The sequence below is a fragment of the Rugamonas brunnea genome, from assembly GCF_014042345.1.
In the GTDB taxonomy this organism is placed as follows: Bacteria; Pseudomonadota; Gammaproteobacteria; order Burkholderiales; family Burkholderiaceae_D; genus Rugamonas; species Rugamonas brunnea.
The window spans coordinates 218,144-233,613 of the sequence record NZ_JACEZT010000007.1 but is presented as its reverse complement, the minus strand read 5'-3'; the positions used below and the strand labels follow the sequence as shown (position 1 = coordinate 233,613).

Below are 15,470 nucleotides of genomic sequence, written 5' to 3'. Positions count from 1 at the left end.
CGGGCATGACGGAACTGCTGCTCCAGGCCCTGTATTCGGGCCTGCTGCAAGGCTGCTCGTATGCGCTGGTCGCGCTCGGCCTGGCGCTGGTGTTCGGCAGCACCCGGGTGATCAACCTGGCGCACGGCGAACTGGTGCTGCTGGCGGCCTATGTGGCCTACACGCTGGAATCGTGCTTCGGACTGGGGCCCGTGGCCGCCATTCCCGCCGCGCTGGCCGTCACCTGCGCGGCATCGGCCAGCGTGTACGGCGTGGTGCGGCGCATCCGTCACGACCGCGAAATCAATTCCCTCATCCTCACCTTCGGCATCGGCGTGATCCTCACCAATACCATGCTGCTGGTGTGGAAGGCCGACGTGCGCTCCACCAGTTCGACCTGGCTGCAGGACGCCGTGGTGCTGGGACCGTTCTACAGCATGCACAGTGAATTGCTGTTCGCCGGACTGGCCGTGGTGCTGCTGGCCGCCCTGTGGTGGTGGCTGGCGCGCAGCTGGCATGGCCGCGCGCTGCGCGCCGTGGCCAGCAACCGCGACGCGGCGGCGCTGATGGGCATCCGGCCAGGCCGCGTGGAACTGTTGTCCTTCCTCGTCTCCGGTGCGCTGGCGGCGTTCGCCGGCGTGGCCCTGTACTGCTATGGCGTGATCCAGCCGGCCTACGGCGGCGCGCTCACCATCAAGGCCTTCGTCATCACCGTGCTGGCCGGCGTCGGCTCGATTCCCGGCGTGCTGCTGGGCGCTGTCCTGCTGGGCGTGTGCGAAGCGCTGACCGTCACCCTGGCCAGCTCCGCGCTGCAGGAACTGGCCGGCATGGCGCTGTTCCTGCTGGTGCTGTTCGTGCTGCCCAACGGCCTGCTTGGCACGGCCCGGAGGCGCGGATGACGGCCAACCATCACGAACATCAAACCGCTCGCGCACCCCATGCACGCGCGCGCAGGGCCGGCGCGGCCGCACCGCGTGCGCTGGCGTGGGCCGCCGGGCTGGCCGCCGCCTACCTCGGCGTGCCGCTGCTGCTGGGCGCCAACCTCTACGTCATGAGCCTGGTGGTGGCGGCGCTGGTGATTGCCTGCGTTGCGCTGTCGTGGGCCTTGCTCGGCAACCTGGGCGGCATGGTCAGCTTCGGCCACAGCGCGTTCTTCGGCGTCGGCGCCTACGTCTCGGCACTGTTGACGACCAAGGCGGGATTGCCCGTGCCGCTGGGGATGGCGCTGGGCGGCGCCGGCGCCATGCTGGCCGCCGTCATCATGCTGCCCGTGCTGCGCTTGCGCGGCCCCTACTTCGCGCTGGCCATCCTCGCCTGCGCCCATATCCTGCGCATCGTGGCAACGGAATGGAGCGGCATGACGGGCGGCGCGGCCGGCATCGCCAACATCCCCGTGTTGCCCTCCGTATTCGGACTGGCGGCCGGGGACAAGACGGGCGCCTACCTGATCATGCTCTCCATCGTGCTGCTGTTCGCGTGGATATACCAGCGCGTGCGCGCCAGCCACTACGGCCTGGCCCTGCGCGCCATGCACGACAGCGAGGACGCCACCCGCGTGGTGGGCGTCAACAGTACCCTGCTCAAGGGCGCCATGCTGTTGCTGTCGGCCTTCATGGCCGGCGTGGCGGGCGCCTTCAACGCCCACTACATCAATTTCCTGGAACCGGATTACGCGTTCAACAGCGTATGGATCACGGTGCCCATCGTGGCGGCCATCTTCGGCGGCTACCGCACCATCGCCGGGCCGGTGATCGGCGCGCTGGTGGTGTACCTGCTCGACCAGCTGGTGTTCAAGTCGTGGATGCCGACCGGGCACCAGCTGGTACTGGGCGCGCTGCTGGTCGCCATGATGGTGGCCAGTCCATCGGGTCTGCTGCCGCTGCTGCGCCGCCGGGGAGCGCACCATGCTTGAACTGGACAATCTCAGCGTGCGCTTCGGCGGGCTGGCGGCCGTGGACGGCGTTTCGCTGCGCGTGGACAGCCACGAAGTGCTGGGCCTCGTGGGTCCCAACGGCGCCGGCAAGACCACGCTGTTCAACGCCATTTCCGGCCTCGCGCGTCCGGCCGGCGGCACGATCCGCTTCAATGGCGCCAACATCGTGCGCACGGCCCTGTTCCGCCGCTCCCGGCTGGGCATAGGCCGCACCTTCCAGATTCCGCAACCGATGCATACATTGACGGTACGTGAGAACCTGATCGTCGCGCAGCGCTTCGGCACCGGCCGCGTGGACGACGGCCGCATCGACGAGATCCTCGATTTCACGAGCCTGGCCGGCAAGGCCGGCAGCGACGCCGCCACCGGCCTCGCGCTGACGGAATTGAAAGCGCTGGAAGTGGCCAAGGCGCTGGCCACCAATCCGCGCCTGCTGCTGCTGGACGAAGTGCTGGCCGGGCTGGAGACGGTGGGCAAGCGGCGCTTCATGACCATGCTGCGCGAGCTGCACGCGCGCTTCGGCGTGGCCATGATCGTCATCGAGCACGACATCGAAACCATCAGCACTTTGTGCCAGCGCGTGGCGGTGCTCGACTTCGGCCGCCTGATCGCGGACGGCACGCCGGAGGCTGTGTTCCGCGATCCGGCCGTGATGCGCAGTTATACCGGAACGTCTGCCGGAACGTCGGCCGAAACGTCTGCGGGAACGTCCACGGGAGGCTCCCATGCTTGAATTGACCGGCGTGCGCGCCGGCTATGGCGCCATCAACGTGCTGTGGGATGTATCGCTGACGGCGGCCGCCGGCCAGCTGACGGCCATCATCGGCCCCAATGGCGCGGGCAAGACCACGCTGCTGCGCGCCATCATGGGCCTGCTGCCGCTGGACGCGGGCCAGGTGGCATTGGACGGCCAGCCCCTGCGCGGCGCGCCGGCATGGCGCATGGCCGAACTGGGCGTGGCCATGGTGCCCGAGGGCCGCATGGTGTTCCGCGACATGAGCGTGGAGGAGAACCTCATCATGGGCGCCTTCCTGCCCGCGCACCGGCCGCACGTGAAAGCGCGGCTGGAACAGGCTTACGCCACCTTCCCACGCCTGCGCGAACGGCGCAGGCAGGCGGCTGGTGCGCTGTCCGGCGGCGAGGCGCAGATGCTGGCACTGGCGCGTGGCCTGATGTCCGAACCACGGCTGCTGATCGTGGATGAACCGTCGCTGGGACTGGCGCCGCTGGTGGTGAATGAGTTGTTCGACATCCTGGCCAGCCTGAAGGCGGCGGGCCGCACCATCATCCTCGTCGAACAGAACACGGAACGGGCACTGGCCATCGCCGACCACGTGTACCTGATGCAAAGCGGGAAAGTGGCGCTGTCCCGGCCCGCCCGCGAGGTGGACCTGGAACGCCTGCACGACCTGTACTTCGCCCGTTAGCACCACCTGCACTTCGCCCTGCAATTCCTGCCGCTGCTTTCGCGCGCAAACACGTCCCAGTCGCGCGCCGCCCCGGTCCAGGCTGTGGCAAACTGACCTCTTTGCAAGCAAGGGCCCCGGCATGGACCACGGCGAGAACAACCCGGAACCGCCGCGCCGCCGCAAGGAAGACGCGGAGGAGGCCATGCCGCGCTATCTCGATCCCGGCGACACCGTGTTCAGCCTGTGGGGCCGGGTGCTGCGGGCCCGCTATCAACGCCTGGCCGCCGCCATCACCCGCCACATCATCCAGCGCCCGCTGCACATCGGTATCTCGGCCCGCATCTTCCACCCGGAGCCGGGCGCGCGCGGGCTGCGCAGCAAGAAGCTGCAATACCTGGAGGAGTCGATCGCGCAATGGGTGATGTCGCGCGACGTACTGGTGTTCATGATCCCCACCGTGAACACGGACGGCCTGCTCCATCCCAGCAATATCCGCCTGCGCGACTACGCGCGCCACCTGGACGGTCTGGTGCTGCAAGGCGGCGCCGACGTCTCGCCGCAAAGCTATTCGGAGGCGCCGACCCGGCCCGAATGGAGCGGCGACCGCGCGCGCGACATGTACGAGCTGGAGCTGCTGCACGAATTCGTGGAGGCCGGCAAACCGGTGCTGGGCGTGTGCCGCGGCTGCCAGCTGATCAACGTGGCCTTTGGCGGCACGCTGTACCAGGATATCGCGTCGGACGTGCCCACGGCCCAGCCGCACGTCCATGAAGACTACGACCGCCACCGCCATGCCGTCACGTTCCCGCGCGGCTCGTCGCTGTCCAAGCTGTTTGCGGGCCAGGGGCCGGGCCTGGTGAACTCCATCCACCACCAAGCCGTCAAGACACTGGGCCGCGACATGATGATTGAGGCGCTGTCCGAGCCGGACCAGATGGTGGAGGCGATCCGCTACCGCAAGGCGCCGTTCGTGATGGGCTTGCAGTGGCATCCAGAATTCCACCGGGCGGGCGGGGTCGAACTGCTCGACTGCACGCCCATCCTCGACAACTTCCTGCGCGTGGCGCGCGAAACGCGGTTCTGAGCAGCGGCCATACCATCACCCTTCCCGTCCCAACATAGTTGATGACTCAAGTATCGACGTCGCTTGTCAGCGCCTCCCTTGCGGTATAGGATGAACTGCATCATCGTCGCCGCCTGCCTTGCCCCATGAACGGAGCCACCACCCTGCCAGCGCCGCGTCGCGCCATCCCGGGCCTCCTGTGCGTCCTTTGCCTGGTGCCCGCGTTCGCCCTCGCGCAAGCGGACGCGCCACTGGTCGTCACCTACAGCATCCGCCCGCCCTACACCGTGACCGGGCCGGACGGCGCGCTGGGCGGCCTGACGGGCGCCCCGGCCAGCGAGGCCTTCCGCGTGGCCGGCATCGCGGCAGACTGGCGTGTGATGCCGCCCAACCGTCAACTGGCCATGGTCAAGCAGGTCGCCCCGCCCAGTTGCGCCGTCGGCTGGTTCATTACGCCCGAACGCGAGCGCTACGCCAAATTCACGCGCCCCATCTACCGCGACAGCGCCTGGGTGGCGCTGGCCAACGCGGATTTCGCCGCGCACGGCGATACCACGCTGCAAGCAGCCTTGCGCCGCAAGCAGACGCGCATCCTCGTCAAGGACAATTTCTCCTACGGCCAGACGATAGACCAGATGCTGGCCGACTACCACCCCACCACCGCCGTCAGCACCGCGCCCATGATCAAGATGTCGCACTCGGTCAGCAGCGGCATGGTGGACCTGATGCTGGTACCCGAGGAGGAGGCGCGCTACATCATGGAGCACGCCGGGGGACAACGGGACAATCTGCGCCTGCTGCGCTTCAGCGATATCCGGGGCGGCAACGAGCGCCGCATCATGTGCAGCCGCAGCGTGCCGGACGAGGTCATCGAACGCCTGAACCAGGCCATCAGTTTCAGATAACGACGTAACGCGACCAGCCAGCGCGATCAGTTTGTGCGCGCTTAAACAGGCCCATCGCGGAAGCGCGCGATGGCCGCTTCCACCATGCCTTCCGCGCTGCCGCGCGCCTGGAACTCGCCGCGCAGCTGGTGCGCATCGCCGCCCTCGCGCAGCACCTGCTCCAGGTGCGCCAGCGCGGCCATGCCGCCGAGCGCCGCACCGTGCGACGCCATCGCCTCCAGCGTGGCCTGGATGTCGTCGCGCAGTGGCAGGCTGTCATAGGTACGCGGATGCACCAGCGTGCCATCGAGCCCGAAGCGGCACGCCTGGAAGCGGTTGTAGTTGTAGACCAGGTAGTCATCCTCGCACGGCTGCTCGCGCCGGTGTTCCAGCAGGTAGCTGCACAAGGCCTGCAGGTAGGCGGCCAGCGCGGCGGCCCGTTGCACCGTCAGCGGCGTGTCGCACACGCGCAGTTCGATGGTGCCGTATTCGGGCTTGGGCCGGATGTCCCAGTAAAAGTCCTTCATGCTCTTGATCACGCCCGTGTGCTCCATCTTGGCGAAGTAATCGTCGGCGAACTGGCTCCAGCGCAGCATGAACGGCGCCCGGCCGCTCATGGGGAAGGCGAATACGGAATTGAGGCGGGCCGAATGGAACAGCGTGTCGTTCCCCTGCACGAACGGCGACGAGGCCGACAACGCGATGAAGTGCGGCACGTAGCGGCCCAGCGCATGCAGCAGGTACAACGCGTCGTCGCCGTTGGCGCAGCCGATGTGCACGTGCTGGCCGAACACCGTGAACTGCTTGGCCAGGTAGCCATACAGGGCCGACACCTGCTGGAAACGGGGCTTGGCGAAGATGCGCTGCTCCGACCATTTCTGGAACGGGTGGGTGCCGCCGCCGCAGATGCCGATGTTGAGCATCTCGCCGGCCTGCACCAGCGTGTCGCGCACATGCTCCAGCTGCGCCAGCAGTTCCGTGTGGTTGGTGTGCACGTCCGAGTTAATCTCGATCATGCTCTCGGTGATTTCCGGCGTCACGTTGCCGGGGAAAGGTTTGCGGGCCAGCAGGTGCAGCAGGTCCGGACTCGACGCCGACAGGTCGAAGTCCGACAGGCTGACCAGTTGCAGCTCCAGTTCCACGCCCATGGTCAGGGGCACGGAGTTCTTGAACGGTTCCAATGCCATATCAGGCCTCCGGTCGTTGGGTTTCGTTGGCCCACACCAGCGCGCGCTGGGTGAGGATAGGACCCACCACTTCCAGCAGCAGGATCATGGCGGCCAGCGCCGCCAGCTCGTCCACCAGCACCACGCCCATCTGGCGGGTCTGCTCCAGCAGCAGCGTGATGAACACGGACATCGGCGACAGCGCGATCCCCGTCAATATCCCCTTGCGCCACGAGGTGCCGCCCGGGTGCGAGAACAGCGCCACGGCCGCCATCTTGACGATGAAGCGCGCGCCCACCAGCACCGCGCCCAGCGCCGCACCCTCCACCACCCGCTCCCACGGCAGCACGGTGACGGCGAACACGAACAGCAGCACCGTCAGCAGTTCACCGATGCTGCCGAAATTGCGCTCGGTGCGGGCGAAGGCCACGCGCCGGTGGCGCGCCACCAGACCAAAGGCCAGCGCCGCCAGCACGGGCGACAGGTTGGCTGCGTGGGTCAGCGCCACCAGCAGCACCACGCCGAGCGCAAAGCCCACCGTGCCGTCCTGCGACAGCGCGCCCAGGCGGCGCAGCAAGGCCGGCGCGCCGAAGCCAAACAGCGCGCCCAGCGCGGCCGATGCCAGCAGCTCGATCAGGCTGTGCGAGACGGCCTGCCACAGGTTGCCGGACGTCTGGAACACCCACACGCCCACGATCACCTTGAACGCGAACACGGACAGCACGCAGTTGATGGCCACCAGGTGCAGCAGCCGTTCCGTCACCTGGCCGGAGCTGTTCTGCTCATTGACCACCCGCAGCACACCGGCCGGCGAGGTGGACATGGCCAGCGACGCCAGCAGCAGCGACGTCAGCGGCGGCATGCCCGTCCATTGCGATATGCCATACACGGCGCCGAACGTGGCGGCCGCCTCGGCCAGCCCGCTGACGGCGATCCACGGATTGATGCGCAACCAGTGCAGGTTGATGCGGTAACCGAATTCGAACAGGATCAGGCCGAAACCGAGATTGGCCAGCAGCGTGACGGTGCTCGATGCGCCGCTGGCCAGCGCGCCCGGCCACACCTGGGCCAGGCCGAAGCCTACCAGCCCGTACACGCTGATGCGGGGCACGCCAAACCAGCGGTACGCGCACTCCCCCGCCAGCCAGGCCAACGCGATCGCGAGTGGCCAGCCCAGTTCCGTCAAGACGATATCAAGATTCGGCATGCGCCTCCCCATTGTTGTGATCCTAGTACAATTCTGCCCATCCACGCCGCCGCCCACCGTGCGGTACTGAACATAAGGACAGCAGATGCCAGAACTGATCAGCGAACACGCCTGCTTCGGCGGCAGCCAGCGCTACTACCGCCATGCGTCGCAAGCCATCGGCCTGCCGATGCGCTTTTCCGTCTTCCTCCCGCCGCATGCGCCGGGCGCGAAGCTGCCCGCGTTGTTCTACCTGGCCGGCCTGACCTGCACCGAGGAGACTTTCATGATCAAGGCCGGCGCACAGCGCGTGGCGGCCGAACTGGGACTGGTGCTGATCGCGCCCGACACCAGCCCGCGCGGCGCCGGCGTGCCCGGCGAGACCGATGATTGGGACCTGGGCGTGGGCGCCGGTTTCTACGTGGATGCCACCGAGCAGCCGTGGTCCAGCCACTATCGGATGGATAGCTATCTGCAGGAGCTGCACGCGCTGGCGTGCGCCGCGCTGCCGGTGGATGCGGCGCGGGTGGGCATCTTCGGCCATTCGATGGGTGGCCATGGCGCGCTCACGCAGGCGCTGCGCCGGCCGGAGCTGTTCCGCTCCGTGTCGGCCTTCGCGCCCATCGCCGCGCCCACGCAATGCCCGTGGGGCCGCAAGGCGTTCAGCGCCTACCTGGGGAAGAACGAGGACAGCTGGCGCCAGTACGACGCCAGCGCCCTGATGGCCGGATTGCACACGCCGTTCCCGGCGGGGATACTGATCGACCAGGGACTGGCCGACAAATTCCTGGCCGACCAGCTGCACCCGGAACTATTCGAAGCGGCCTGCCGCGCCGCCGCGCAGCCATTGCGGCTGCGCCGCCATGAAGGCTACGACCACGGCTACTACTTCATCGCCACCTTCATGGAAGAACACTTGCGCTTCCACGCCCGCAACCTGGGCGTGGACAAGGGCGCATGACGATGACAGCTTTACTTTACAGCTTGATCTTTACAGCTTGATCTCGGTCCCCAGCCGCTGCAGGAACTGGCCCAGCCAGGCCGGATGCGCGGGCCACGCGGGCGCCGTGACGAACTGGCCGTCGGTGACCGCCTGGTCGACGGGAATATCGGCATACTCGGCGCCAGCCTGGCGCACCTCGGGCGCGCAGGCCGGATAAGCCGAAATGCGCTTGCCGCGGATGACGTCGGCCGCCGTCAGCAGCTGGGCACCGTGGCAGACGGCGGCGATCGGTTTGCCGGCCGCAGCCATCTGCTGCACGATCTCGATCACGCGCGGGTTCAGGCGCAAGTATTCGGGCGCGCGGCCGCCGGCGATCATCAGGCCATCGTAGCTGGCCGTGTCCACGCCGTCGAAGGCGGCGTTGATGGTGAAGCGGTGGCCCGGCTTTTCGGTGTAGGTCTGGTCGCCTTCAAAGTCGTGGATGGCGGTCTTGATGGTGTCGCCCGGCTGCTTGCCGGGGCACACGGCGTGCACCACGTGGCCCACCATCTGCAGTGCCTGGAACGGCACCATGGTCTCGTAATCTTCCGCGAAATCGCCGGTCAGGAACAGGATCTTCTTTGCTGCCACGGTAGCTCCTTTCGAAAAGGGTTGAGGGCCGTGCCAGTCCGGCAATGTTAGCCAGACCACCACGACCCTCAGAGTGTAACCCGATTCGAGACGGCGTGCGCCGCGCAGCCTTATTTGTGCAGCACCTGGCGGATGGTGGCGGCCAGGTCCTCGGCCACGAACTTGGCCACGTAGGCGTCCGCGCCCACGCCGCGCACGTGGTCCTCGTTGGTCTTGCCCGACAGCGAGGAGTGGATCACCACGGGGATCTTGGCGAAGCGGGCGTCCTGCTTGATCAAACGGGTCAGCGTGAAGCCGTCCATCTCCGGCATTTCCAGGTCGGTCAGCACCAGCCCCACGCGCTCATCGACCGGCACGCCTTCGGCCTTGGCGCCGTCGGCGATGTGCTGCAGGCGGTCCCACGCCTCCTTGCCGGTCTTGGTCATGATGTAGTGCGCGCCCATGGCCGTCAGGCCCTTCTCGATCAGGCTGCGCGCCACCACCGAGTCGTCTGCCGCCAGGATGATCTGGCCAGGCTTGAGCAGCAGTTGCGGGCCGATGGTTTCCGGGTCCACGTCCTTGCCTTCGGGCGGCACCAGTTCACGCAGGATGGTCTCCACGTCCAGCACCTGGGCCAGGCGGGTGTTCTGCACGTCGCCGTCCACGCGCGCGATGCTGGTCACGCGGCCGCCGGCCGTGCCTTCGGCCGTCAGCACCTGGCTCCAGTCCAGGCGCACGATCTCGTCCACCGACTCCACGGCGAAGGCCTGGGTGGTGCGCGCGAATTCCGTCACCAGCATGATGTTCAGGCCGGTCTTGGGAATCACGCCGACGATGGAGGGCAGGTCCAGCACGGTGATGATCTGGCCGCGCAGGTTGACCACGCCCAGCATGTGCGGCGAGGAGCCCGCCACGGCCGTCACTTCCGGCATGGCGACGATTTCACGGATCTTGAAGACGTTGATGCCAAACAGCTCGGAATGTTCGCCGTTGGCGTCGCCGCCGAGCCGGAACAGCAGCAGTTCGAATTTATTGGAGTTGGTCAGGTTACTGCGTTCGTCAACTTCCTGTTGAACTGATTTCATCTTTCATCTCCGTGTTCGGTCATGGGTGTGACCCGGCCGTGGCCGGTCAGTGGCGCACAGGGCAAAACCCTGCCCAGGCAATCGTAACATTGCGCTGCCAGTATAGCGAATAAGGATGCATTTACGACAGCTTTGGGGCGCCGCGATGTCATTCTGGCGCAAGTTTATACAACGTTCGGCAACGTTCGCGCCAGCGGCGATCGACTGGTTGAAGAATGTGGGAGGCAGGACGGGGAATAAAAAAAAGGAAGCCATCGGGCTTCCTTTCTTTTTGAATCTGGAGCGGGAGAAGAGTCTCGAACTCTCGACCTCAACCTTGGCAAGGTTGCGCTCTACCAACTGAGCTACTCCCGCGGAGAGCCCGCATTATGACAGAAAGATTTCCGCTTGACCAGAGTCGTGGCCAACTTTGTTAAAAAACATGATTGCCATCCATCCCCTATAATCGGGCGGCTCAATACGGAACAGGACAAGGAACGGGAATGGATGCGATCGAAGTGGTGCTGGCCATGTTGCTGGCCGTGGTGGCCAGCGCCTTCATCGTGCGGGTGATGCCGCGCGCGCCGCTGCCGCTGGTGCAGATCGGCCTGGGCGCCCTGATCGCGGCCAAATCCAGCCACGGCGTGGACCTGGAACCGGAACTGTTCTTCCTCACCTTCCTGCCGCCGCTGCTGTTCCTCGATGGCTGGCGCATCCCCAAGAGCGGCCTGCTGCGCGATAAGGGCACGATATTGGAACTGGCGCTGGGCCTGGTGGTGTTCACGGTGGTGGGCGCCGGCTTCCTGATCCACTGGCTGATCCCGGCCATGCCGCTGCCGGTGGCGTTCGCGCTGGCGGCCATCGTCTCGCCCACCGACCCGGTGGCCGTGTCGGCCATCGCTGCGCGCGCGCCCATCCCCAAGCGCCTGATGCACATCCTGGAGGGCGAATCGCTGCTCAACGACGCCAGCGGCCTGGTCTGCTTCCGCTTCGCCGTGGCGGCCGCACTCACCGGCCACTTCTCGCTCGGCTCGGCCGCCCTCACCTTCCTGTGGCTGGCCTGCGGCGGCCTGGCGGCCGGGATCGCCATCACGCTGCTGGTGACGGGCATCCAGCGCTGGCTCACGGCCCGTTTCGGCGAGCCGGCCGGCTCGCCCATCCTGGTCAACCTGCTGCTGCCGTTCGGCGCCTACCTGGGCGCCGAACACCTGCACGCGTCCGGCATCCTGGCCGCCGTGGCGGCCGGCGTCACCATGAGCTACGTGGAACTGAGCGGCAGCGCGCTGGCGGCCACCCGCATCCAGCGCGCCGCCGTGTGGGACACGGTGCAGTTCGCGCTGAACGGCATCATGTTCGTGCTGCTGGGCGAACAACTGCCCGACATCTTCCATGGCGCGCGCGCCTCCATCGCCCAGGGCGGCCACGCCAACCCGTGGTGGCTGGCCGCCTACGCGCTGGCCATCAGCGCCGGCCTGCTGGTGCTGCGTTTTTGCTGGGTGTGGGCGTCGCTGCGGCTGAGCATCTTCAAGCAGCACATGCGCGGCCAGCCCCGCCTGCGGATCAAGCCGCGCCTGCTGCTGGCCATGTCGCTGGCCGGCGTGCGTGGCACCATCACGCTGGCCGGCGTGCTGACGCTGCCACTGGCCCTGCCCGGCGGCGCGCCCTTCCCCGCGCGCGACCTGACCGTGTTCCTGGCCAGCGCCGTAATCCTGATCTCGCTGCTGGCCGCCAGCATCGTCCTGCCGCACCTGCTCAAGGACATGCACTTCCCGCATGAACCGGCGGAACAACAGGCCGAAGACAAGGCGCGCCGCGAGGCCGCCACGGCCGCCATCATCGCCGTCGAGACGGCCCAGGTGGAGCTGATGCCGCGCACCGCGGACGCGCAAGCGTGGCCGCAGGCGGCCGCGCGCGTGATCGCGCTGTACCGGCACCGGCTGCACGAGGCCGACGGCGACGGCGAGAACGACAGCGGCAGCCGCGCCGCCCTGCGCGAACTGGCCGACGCGGAACAGGCGCTGCGCCTGGCCGCGCTGGCGGCCGAGCGCGACGCCATCTTCCGCCTGGCGCGCCACGATCTGCTGCCGGACGACGTGACGCGCAAGCTGGTGCGCGAGATCGACCTGGTCGAGGCGCGCTACCGCTGACCACCGGCACATGCGCATCGCGCTACAATCCACGTTTTCAGACCGATACCAAGAACGCCATCATGATGACCATCTTCGCCGCCCCCGTGTTCGACGCCACCGTCATTTTCGAGGACAAGGAATTATTCAAGGGCCAGGGCGCCGCCAAGGGCTGGGCCGAAAAACTGGCGAAGGAACTGGAAACGGAGATCACCGTACAAAAGATCGGCACCGGCTGGGCCCTGTGCGGCACCGTCGACGGCGAAGCCTGCCAGTGGGGCATCCACGGCCAGCGGCTCAAGCGCATCAACTGACGTCGATGGCGCCATGACGCCCCGTTGTTTTAGCGTTCGATTAAGATTAACTTAACAACAGCGCTTGCTTTTCAGGTATGTTATTGCTCGGCGCCGCCATGTGCCGCGCCACTCAACCTAACCTGAAGGGGACGTCCACATGAACCAGCATCCACGCTTCACGCAACGCCTGACCCAAGCCGCGCTCGCCCTGAGCCTGGCCGCCCTGCTCGCTCCCGCCACCGCGCTGGCCGATCCGGCCGCCGCGCCCCAGTACGCGTCCATCATCGCCAGCCCGCTGCGCACGGCCGACGACGTCAAGGGCGACGCCAAGCGCAAGCCGGCCGTGTTCCTCGCCTTTGCCGGCGTACAGCCCGGCATGAAGGTGCTGGACGTGGCCGCCGGCGGCGGTTCCACCTCGCAGCTGCTGGCACTGGCCGTGGGCAGCTCGGGCGAAGTGTGGGCGCAAGGCCAGAAGGCCAATCCGGGCATGGAGAAACGGCTGGCCGAGCATCCGCAGGCGAACCTGCACCCGGTGCTGCAAAGCTTCGACAACCCCGTGCCGGCCGGCGCGCCGCCGCTGGACCTGGTCACCCTGATCATGAACTACCATGACATCGTCAACCTGCCCACCGACCGCGCGGCCATGAACAAGCACATTTACGATGCGCTTAAACCGGGCGGCCACTTCATCGTGATCGACAACGCGGCCAAGGCCGGCAGCGGCCTCAGTGCCACCAACACCCTGCACCGCATCGACGAGGCGACGCTGGTGGACGAGGTGACCAAGGCTGGCTTCACCGTCGAAGCCACCAGCGACTACCTGCGCGTGCCGTCCGACCCGCGCGAGCAGCCGTTCTTCAAAATGGACGGCAAGCCGGATGACAAATTCGCCATCCGCTTCGTCAAAAAGTAAATCCTGACCGGCTGCCGCGCCCATGCGCTCCGCCCGCACCAACGACCTGATCGCCGCCGCCTGGCTGTTGTTCTGGCTGCTGATGATCACCAACGAGGTGCAGGGCTACCTGCGCGAGGGCGGCCGGGAACTGTGGAAGCCGGTGCTGTGGTCAGTCTCCTCCGCCATCACCGGCACCCTGCTGCCATGGATACAGCGCCGCTACAGCCGGCGCCACGACAAGCTGCTGGGCACGCCGCGCCAGTGGTTCGCGCACCAGTTGCTGTGGCTTCCCATGTACTGGATCGCGTTCGTCCCCATCACCTTCGCCATGCGCCACGGCGTGTACGCGCTGCTCGGCCAGCGCTACCATCACGAACCGTGGCTCGAAACGTTCCTGTACGAGGACGTGCGGATGACGGTGTTCTTCGGCGCCTACGTCGTGATCCTGTTCGGCATGCTGTCCTACCACGCGCTGCAGCAGGAAAAACTGCGCGCCGAGCAGGCCAACGCGCTGCTGCGCCAGGCCCAGTTGCAGCAGTTGACCCAGCAGATGCAGCCGCATTTCCTGTTCAACGCCCTCAACACCATCTCCAGTCTGATGCACGCGGACGTGGAGCGGGCCGACGCCAGCCTGCTCAAGCTGGCCGAAGTGCTGCGCGCCACGCTCGACATGAGCGCACAACATCAGGCACCGTTGGAGACGGAACTGCGCCTGCTGCGCGCCTACGCCCACCTGATGGGCGAACGCTTTGCGGAACGGGTCCATTTCACGTGGCACATTGAGGACGCGGCGTTGCCCTGCCAGGTGCCCGTGATGAGCATGCAGCCGCTGCTGGAGAACATCTTCAAGCACACGGTGGAGCGACGCCGCCAGCCCACCGCCATTTCCATCTCGGCGCGCCGCGTCGGCGATGCGCTCGTGCTGCGGCTCGAAGATGACGCCGGCCGCCTCGACACGGCTCGCGCCACGGCCGGCCACGGGGTCGGCATGCGCAATTTGCGGCAGCGGCTGGCCGCCATGCACGGCCCTTCGGCCACCGTCGAACTGCAACAATTGTCGCCGGCGGGCGTGCGCACGGAGCTGCGGTTGCCATGCGCGTGATGATCGTCGACGACGAGCGTCCCGCCCGGGAGCGATTGCGCCGCCTGCTGACGCAGGAAGCGGACGTGGCCAGCGTGACGGAGGCGCGCGACGGCGTGGAGGCCCTGGAACTGATCGCGCGCGAGCAGCCCGACGTGCTACTACTCGATATCCAGATGCCCGAAGTGAGCGGCCTGGAACTGGCGGCCTCCTTGCCCGCGCCGGCGCCGCTGGTGGTGTTTGTGACCGCCTATGATCAACATGCGATCGCCGCCTTCGACGCCAATGCCATCGATTACCTGCTCAAGCCGTTCGACCACGCGCGTTTGCGCCGCGCGCTCGCGCGCGTGCGGGCGCGCCTGGCGCAGCAGCCGGCGCCGGTGGCCACGGCGACGGCGCCGGTGCTGGCCACCCAGCCAGTGCGCCAGTTGCTGATCGCAGAACGCGGCGCCACCCGCATCGTGCCGGTGGAGCAGATCCAGTGGCTGGAAACGGCGGACAACTACGTCGTGCTGCACACGGCCGCAGGCCAGCCGCTGATGCGGCAAACCCTGGCCGGCCTGCTGCTGCAGTTGGGCGAACCATTCGTGCGCTGCCACCGGCGCGCCGCCGTCCAGCTGGCATGGGTGGAAGCGCTGCTGCCACTCGACAAAGGCGACGGCGAGCTGCTGCTGCGCGGCGGCGCCCGCGTGCCGTGCAGCCGCCAGTACCGGGCCGGCGTGCTGGACGCCCTGCGCGGCGGCCCGCAGCAGCGCTGAGCGCGCGCCGCCATCCGGTTCGCCCCGGCCACGCCCCGCCTCGCCCCAAAACGGTGGCGCCGCCGCCGCTGCCCGCAT

Annotated in this window: 16 protein-coding genes and 1 tRNA gene; 12 read left to right on the top strand and 5 right to left on the bottom strand. The window is 67.4% G+C overall.

From position 1 onward, the window contains the following. The first annotated feature begins 5 nt into the window (after nucleotides 1–5). The 6 genes from H3H37_RS12865 to H3H37_RS12840 all read left to right on the top strand — a co-directional run bounded on the left by H3H37_RS12865 (nucleotide 6) and on the right by H3H37_RS12840 (nucleotide 5,289). Nucleotides 6–878, top strand: coding sequence for a branched-chain amino acid ABC transporter permease (locus tag H3H37_RS12865; protein WP_182163014.1), 873 nt, complete (start codon nucleotides 6–8; stop codon nucleotides 876–878). Beyond that, nucleotides 875–1,891, top strand: coding sequence for a branched-chain amino acid ABC transporter permease (locus H3H37_RS12860; protein WP_182163012.1), 1,017 nt, complete (start codon nucleotides 875–877; stop codon nucleotides 1,889–1,891). Before H3H37_RS12865 ends, H3H37_RS12860 begins: the two co-directional genes overlap by 4 nt. Further along, complete coding sequence (locus H3H37_RS12855) at nucleotides 1,884–2,645, top strand: ABC transporter ATP-binding protein (RefSeq protein ID WP_182163010.1); 762 nt, start codon at nucleotides 1,884–1,886, stop codon at nucleotides 2,643–2,645. The genes H3H37_RS12860 and H3H37_RS12855 overlap by 8 nt, the downstream gene beginning before the upstream one ends. Continuing rightward, on the top strand, nucleotides 2,638–3,339 hold the full coding sequence (locus H3H37_RS12850; protein WP_182163008.1) for an ABC transporter ATP-binding protein: 702 nt from the start codon (nucleotides 2,638–2,640) through the stop codon (nucleotides 3,337–3,339). Before H3H37_RS12855 ends, H3H37_RS12850 begins: the two co-directional genes overlap by 8 nt. Before the next feature lie 121 nt (nucleotides 3,340–3,460). Continuing rightward, the gene (locus H3H37_RS12845) at nucleotides 3,461–4,405 is read left to right on the top strand and encodes a gamma-glutamyl-gamma-aminobutyrate hydrolase family protein (RefSeq protein WP_182163006.1); all 945 of its coding nucleotides are present in this window, start codon (nucleotides 3,461–3,463) and stop codon (nucleotides 4,403–4,405) included. A gap of 125 nt (nucleotides 4,406–4,530) precedes the next feature. After that, the gene (locus H3H37_RS12840; RefSeq protein WP_182163004.1) at nucleotides 4,531–5,289 is read left to right on the top strand and encodes a substrate-binding periplasmic protein; all 759 of its coding nucleotides are present in this window, start codon (nucleotides 4,531–4,533) and stop codon (nucleotides 5,287–5,289) included. Between the two features lie 41 nt (nucleotides 5,290–5,330). Here H3H37_RS12840 and H3H37_RS12835 read toward each other — a convergent pair whose 3' ends face one another. Together H3H37_RS12835 and H3H37_RS12830 are read right to left on the bottom strand one after the other, a co-directional pair. Then, nucleotides 5,331–6,455, bottom strand: a complete 1,125-nt coding sequence (locus H3H37_RS12835; RefSeq protein WP_182163002.1) for a YbdK family carboxylate-amine ligase — start codon at nucleotides 6,453–6,455, stop codon at nucleotides 5,331–5,333. Nucleotide 6,456: 1 nt separating this feature from the next. Further along, nucleotides 6,457–7,641, bottom strand: a complete 1,185-nt coding sequence (locus H3H37_RS12830; RefSeq protein WP_182163000.1) for a cation:proton antiporter — start codon at nucleotides 7,639–7,641, stop codon at nucleotides 6,457–6,459. Between the two features lie 85 nt (nucleotides 7,642–7,726). Between H3H37_RS12830 and fghA the strand changes: the two genes are divergently transcribed. Beyond that, complete coding sequence (gene fghA / locus H3H37_RS12825) at nucleotides 7,727–8,581, top strand: S-formylglutathione hydrolase (RefSeq protein WP_182162998.1); 855 nt, start codon at nucleotides 7,727–7,729, stop codon at nucleotides 8,579–8,581. A gap of 30 nt (nucleotides 8,582–8,611) precedes the next feature. On the opposite strand, the gene H3H37_RS12820 is transcribed toward fghA, so the two are convergent. The 3 genes from H3H37_RS12820 to H3H37_RS12810 form a co-directional block, all read right to left on the bottom strand. Continuing rightward, the gene (locus H3H37_RS12820) at nucleotides 8,612–9,193 is read right to left on the bottom strand and encodes a DJ-1/PfpI family protein (RefSeq protein WP_182162996.1); all 582 of its coding nucleotides are present in this window, start codon (nucleotides 9,191–9,193) and stop codon (nucleotides 8,612–8,614) included. A 110-nt stretch (nucleotides 9,194–9,303) separates the two neighbouring features. Beyond that, nucleotides 9,304–10,257: a chemotaxis protein gene (locus H3H37_RS12815; RefSeq protein WP_182162994.1), complete on the bottom strand. Its 954-nt coding sequence runs from the start codon at nucleotides 10,255–10,257 to the stop codon at nucleotides 9,304–9,306. A gap of 278 nt (nucleotides 10,258–10,535) precedes the next feature. Further along, nucleotides 10,536–10,611 (bottom strand) — tRNA-Gly (locus H3H37_RS12810). Between the two features lie 128 nt (nucleotides 10,612–10,739). On the opposite strand from H3H37_RS12810, the gene H3H37_RS12805 reads away from it, so the two are divergent. The 5 genes from H3H37_RS12805 to H3H37_RS12785 all read left to right on the top strand — a co-directional run bounded on the left by H3H37_RS12805 (nucleotide 10,740) and on the right by H3H37_RS12785 (nucleotide 15,392). Then, on the top strand, nucleotides 10,740–12,383 hold the full coding sequence (locus H3H37_RS12805) for a Na+/H+ antiporter (protein WP_182162992.1): 1,644 nt from the start codon (nucleotides 10,740–10,742) through the stop codon (nucleotides 12,381–12,383). Between the two features lie 65 nt (nucleotides 12,384–12,448). Beyond that, entirely contained in the window at nucleotides 12,449–12,676 is a 228-nt protein-coding gene (locus H3H37_RS12800) for a hypothetical protein (protein ID WP_182163165.1), read from the top strand. Between the two features lie 139 nt (nucleotides 12,677–12,815). Then, complete coding sequence (locus H3H37_RS12795; protein WP_182162990.1) at nucleotides 12,816–13,571, top strand: class I SAM-dependent methyltransferase; 756 nt, start codon at nucleotides 12,816–12,818, stop codon at nucleotides 13,569–13,571. A gap of 22 nt (nucleotides 13,572–13,593) precedes the next feature. After that, on the top strand, nucleotides 13,594–14,655 hold the full coding sequence (locus H3H37_RS12790) for a sensor histidine kinase (RefSeq protein WP_182162988.1): 1,062 nt from the start codon (nucleotides 13,594–13,596) through the stop codon (nucleotides 14,653–14,655). Continuing rightward, entirely contained in the window at nucleotides 14,646–15,392 is a 747-nt protein-coding gene (locus tag H3H37_RS12785) for a LytR/AlgR family response regulator transcription factor (protein WP_182162986.1), read from the top strand. Before H3H37_RS12790 ends, H3H37_RS12785 begins: the two co-directional genes overlap by 10 nt. The last annotated feature ends 78 nt before the right edge of the window (nucleotides 15,393–15,470 follow it).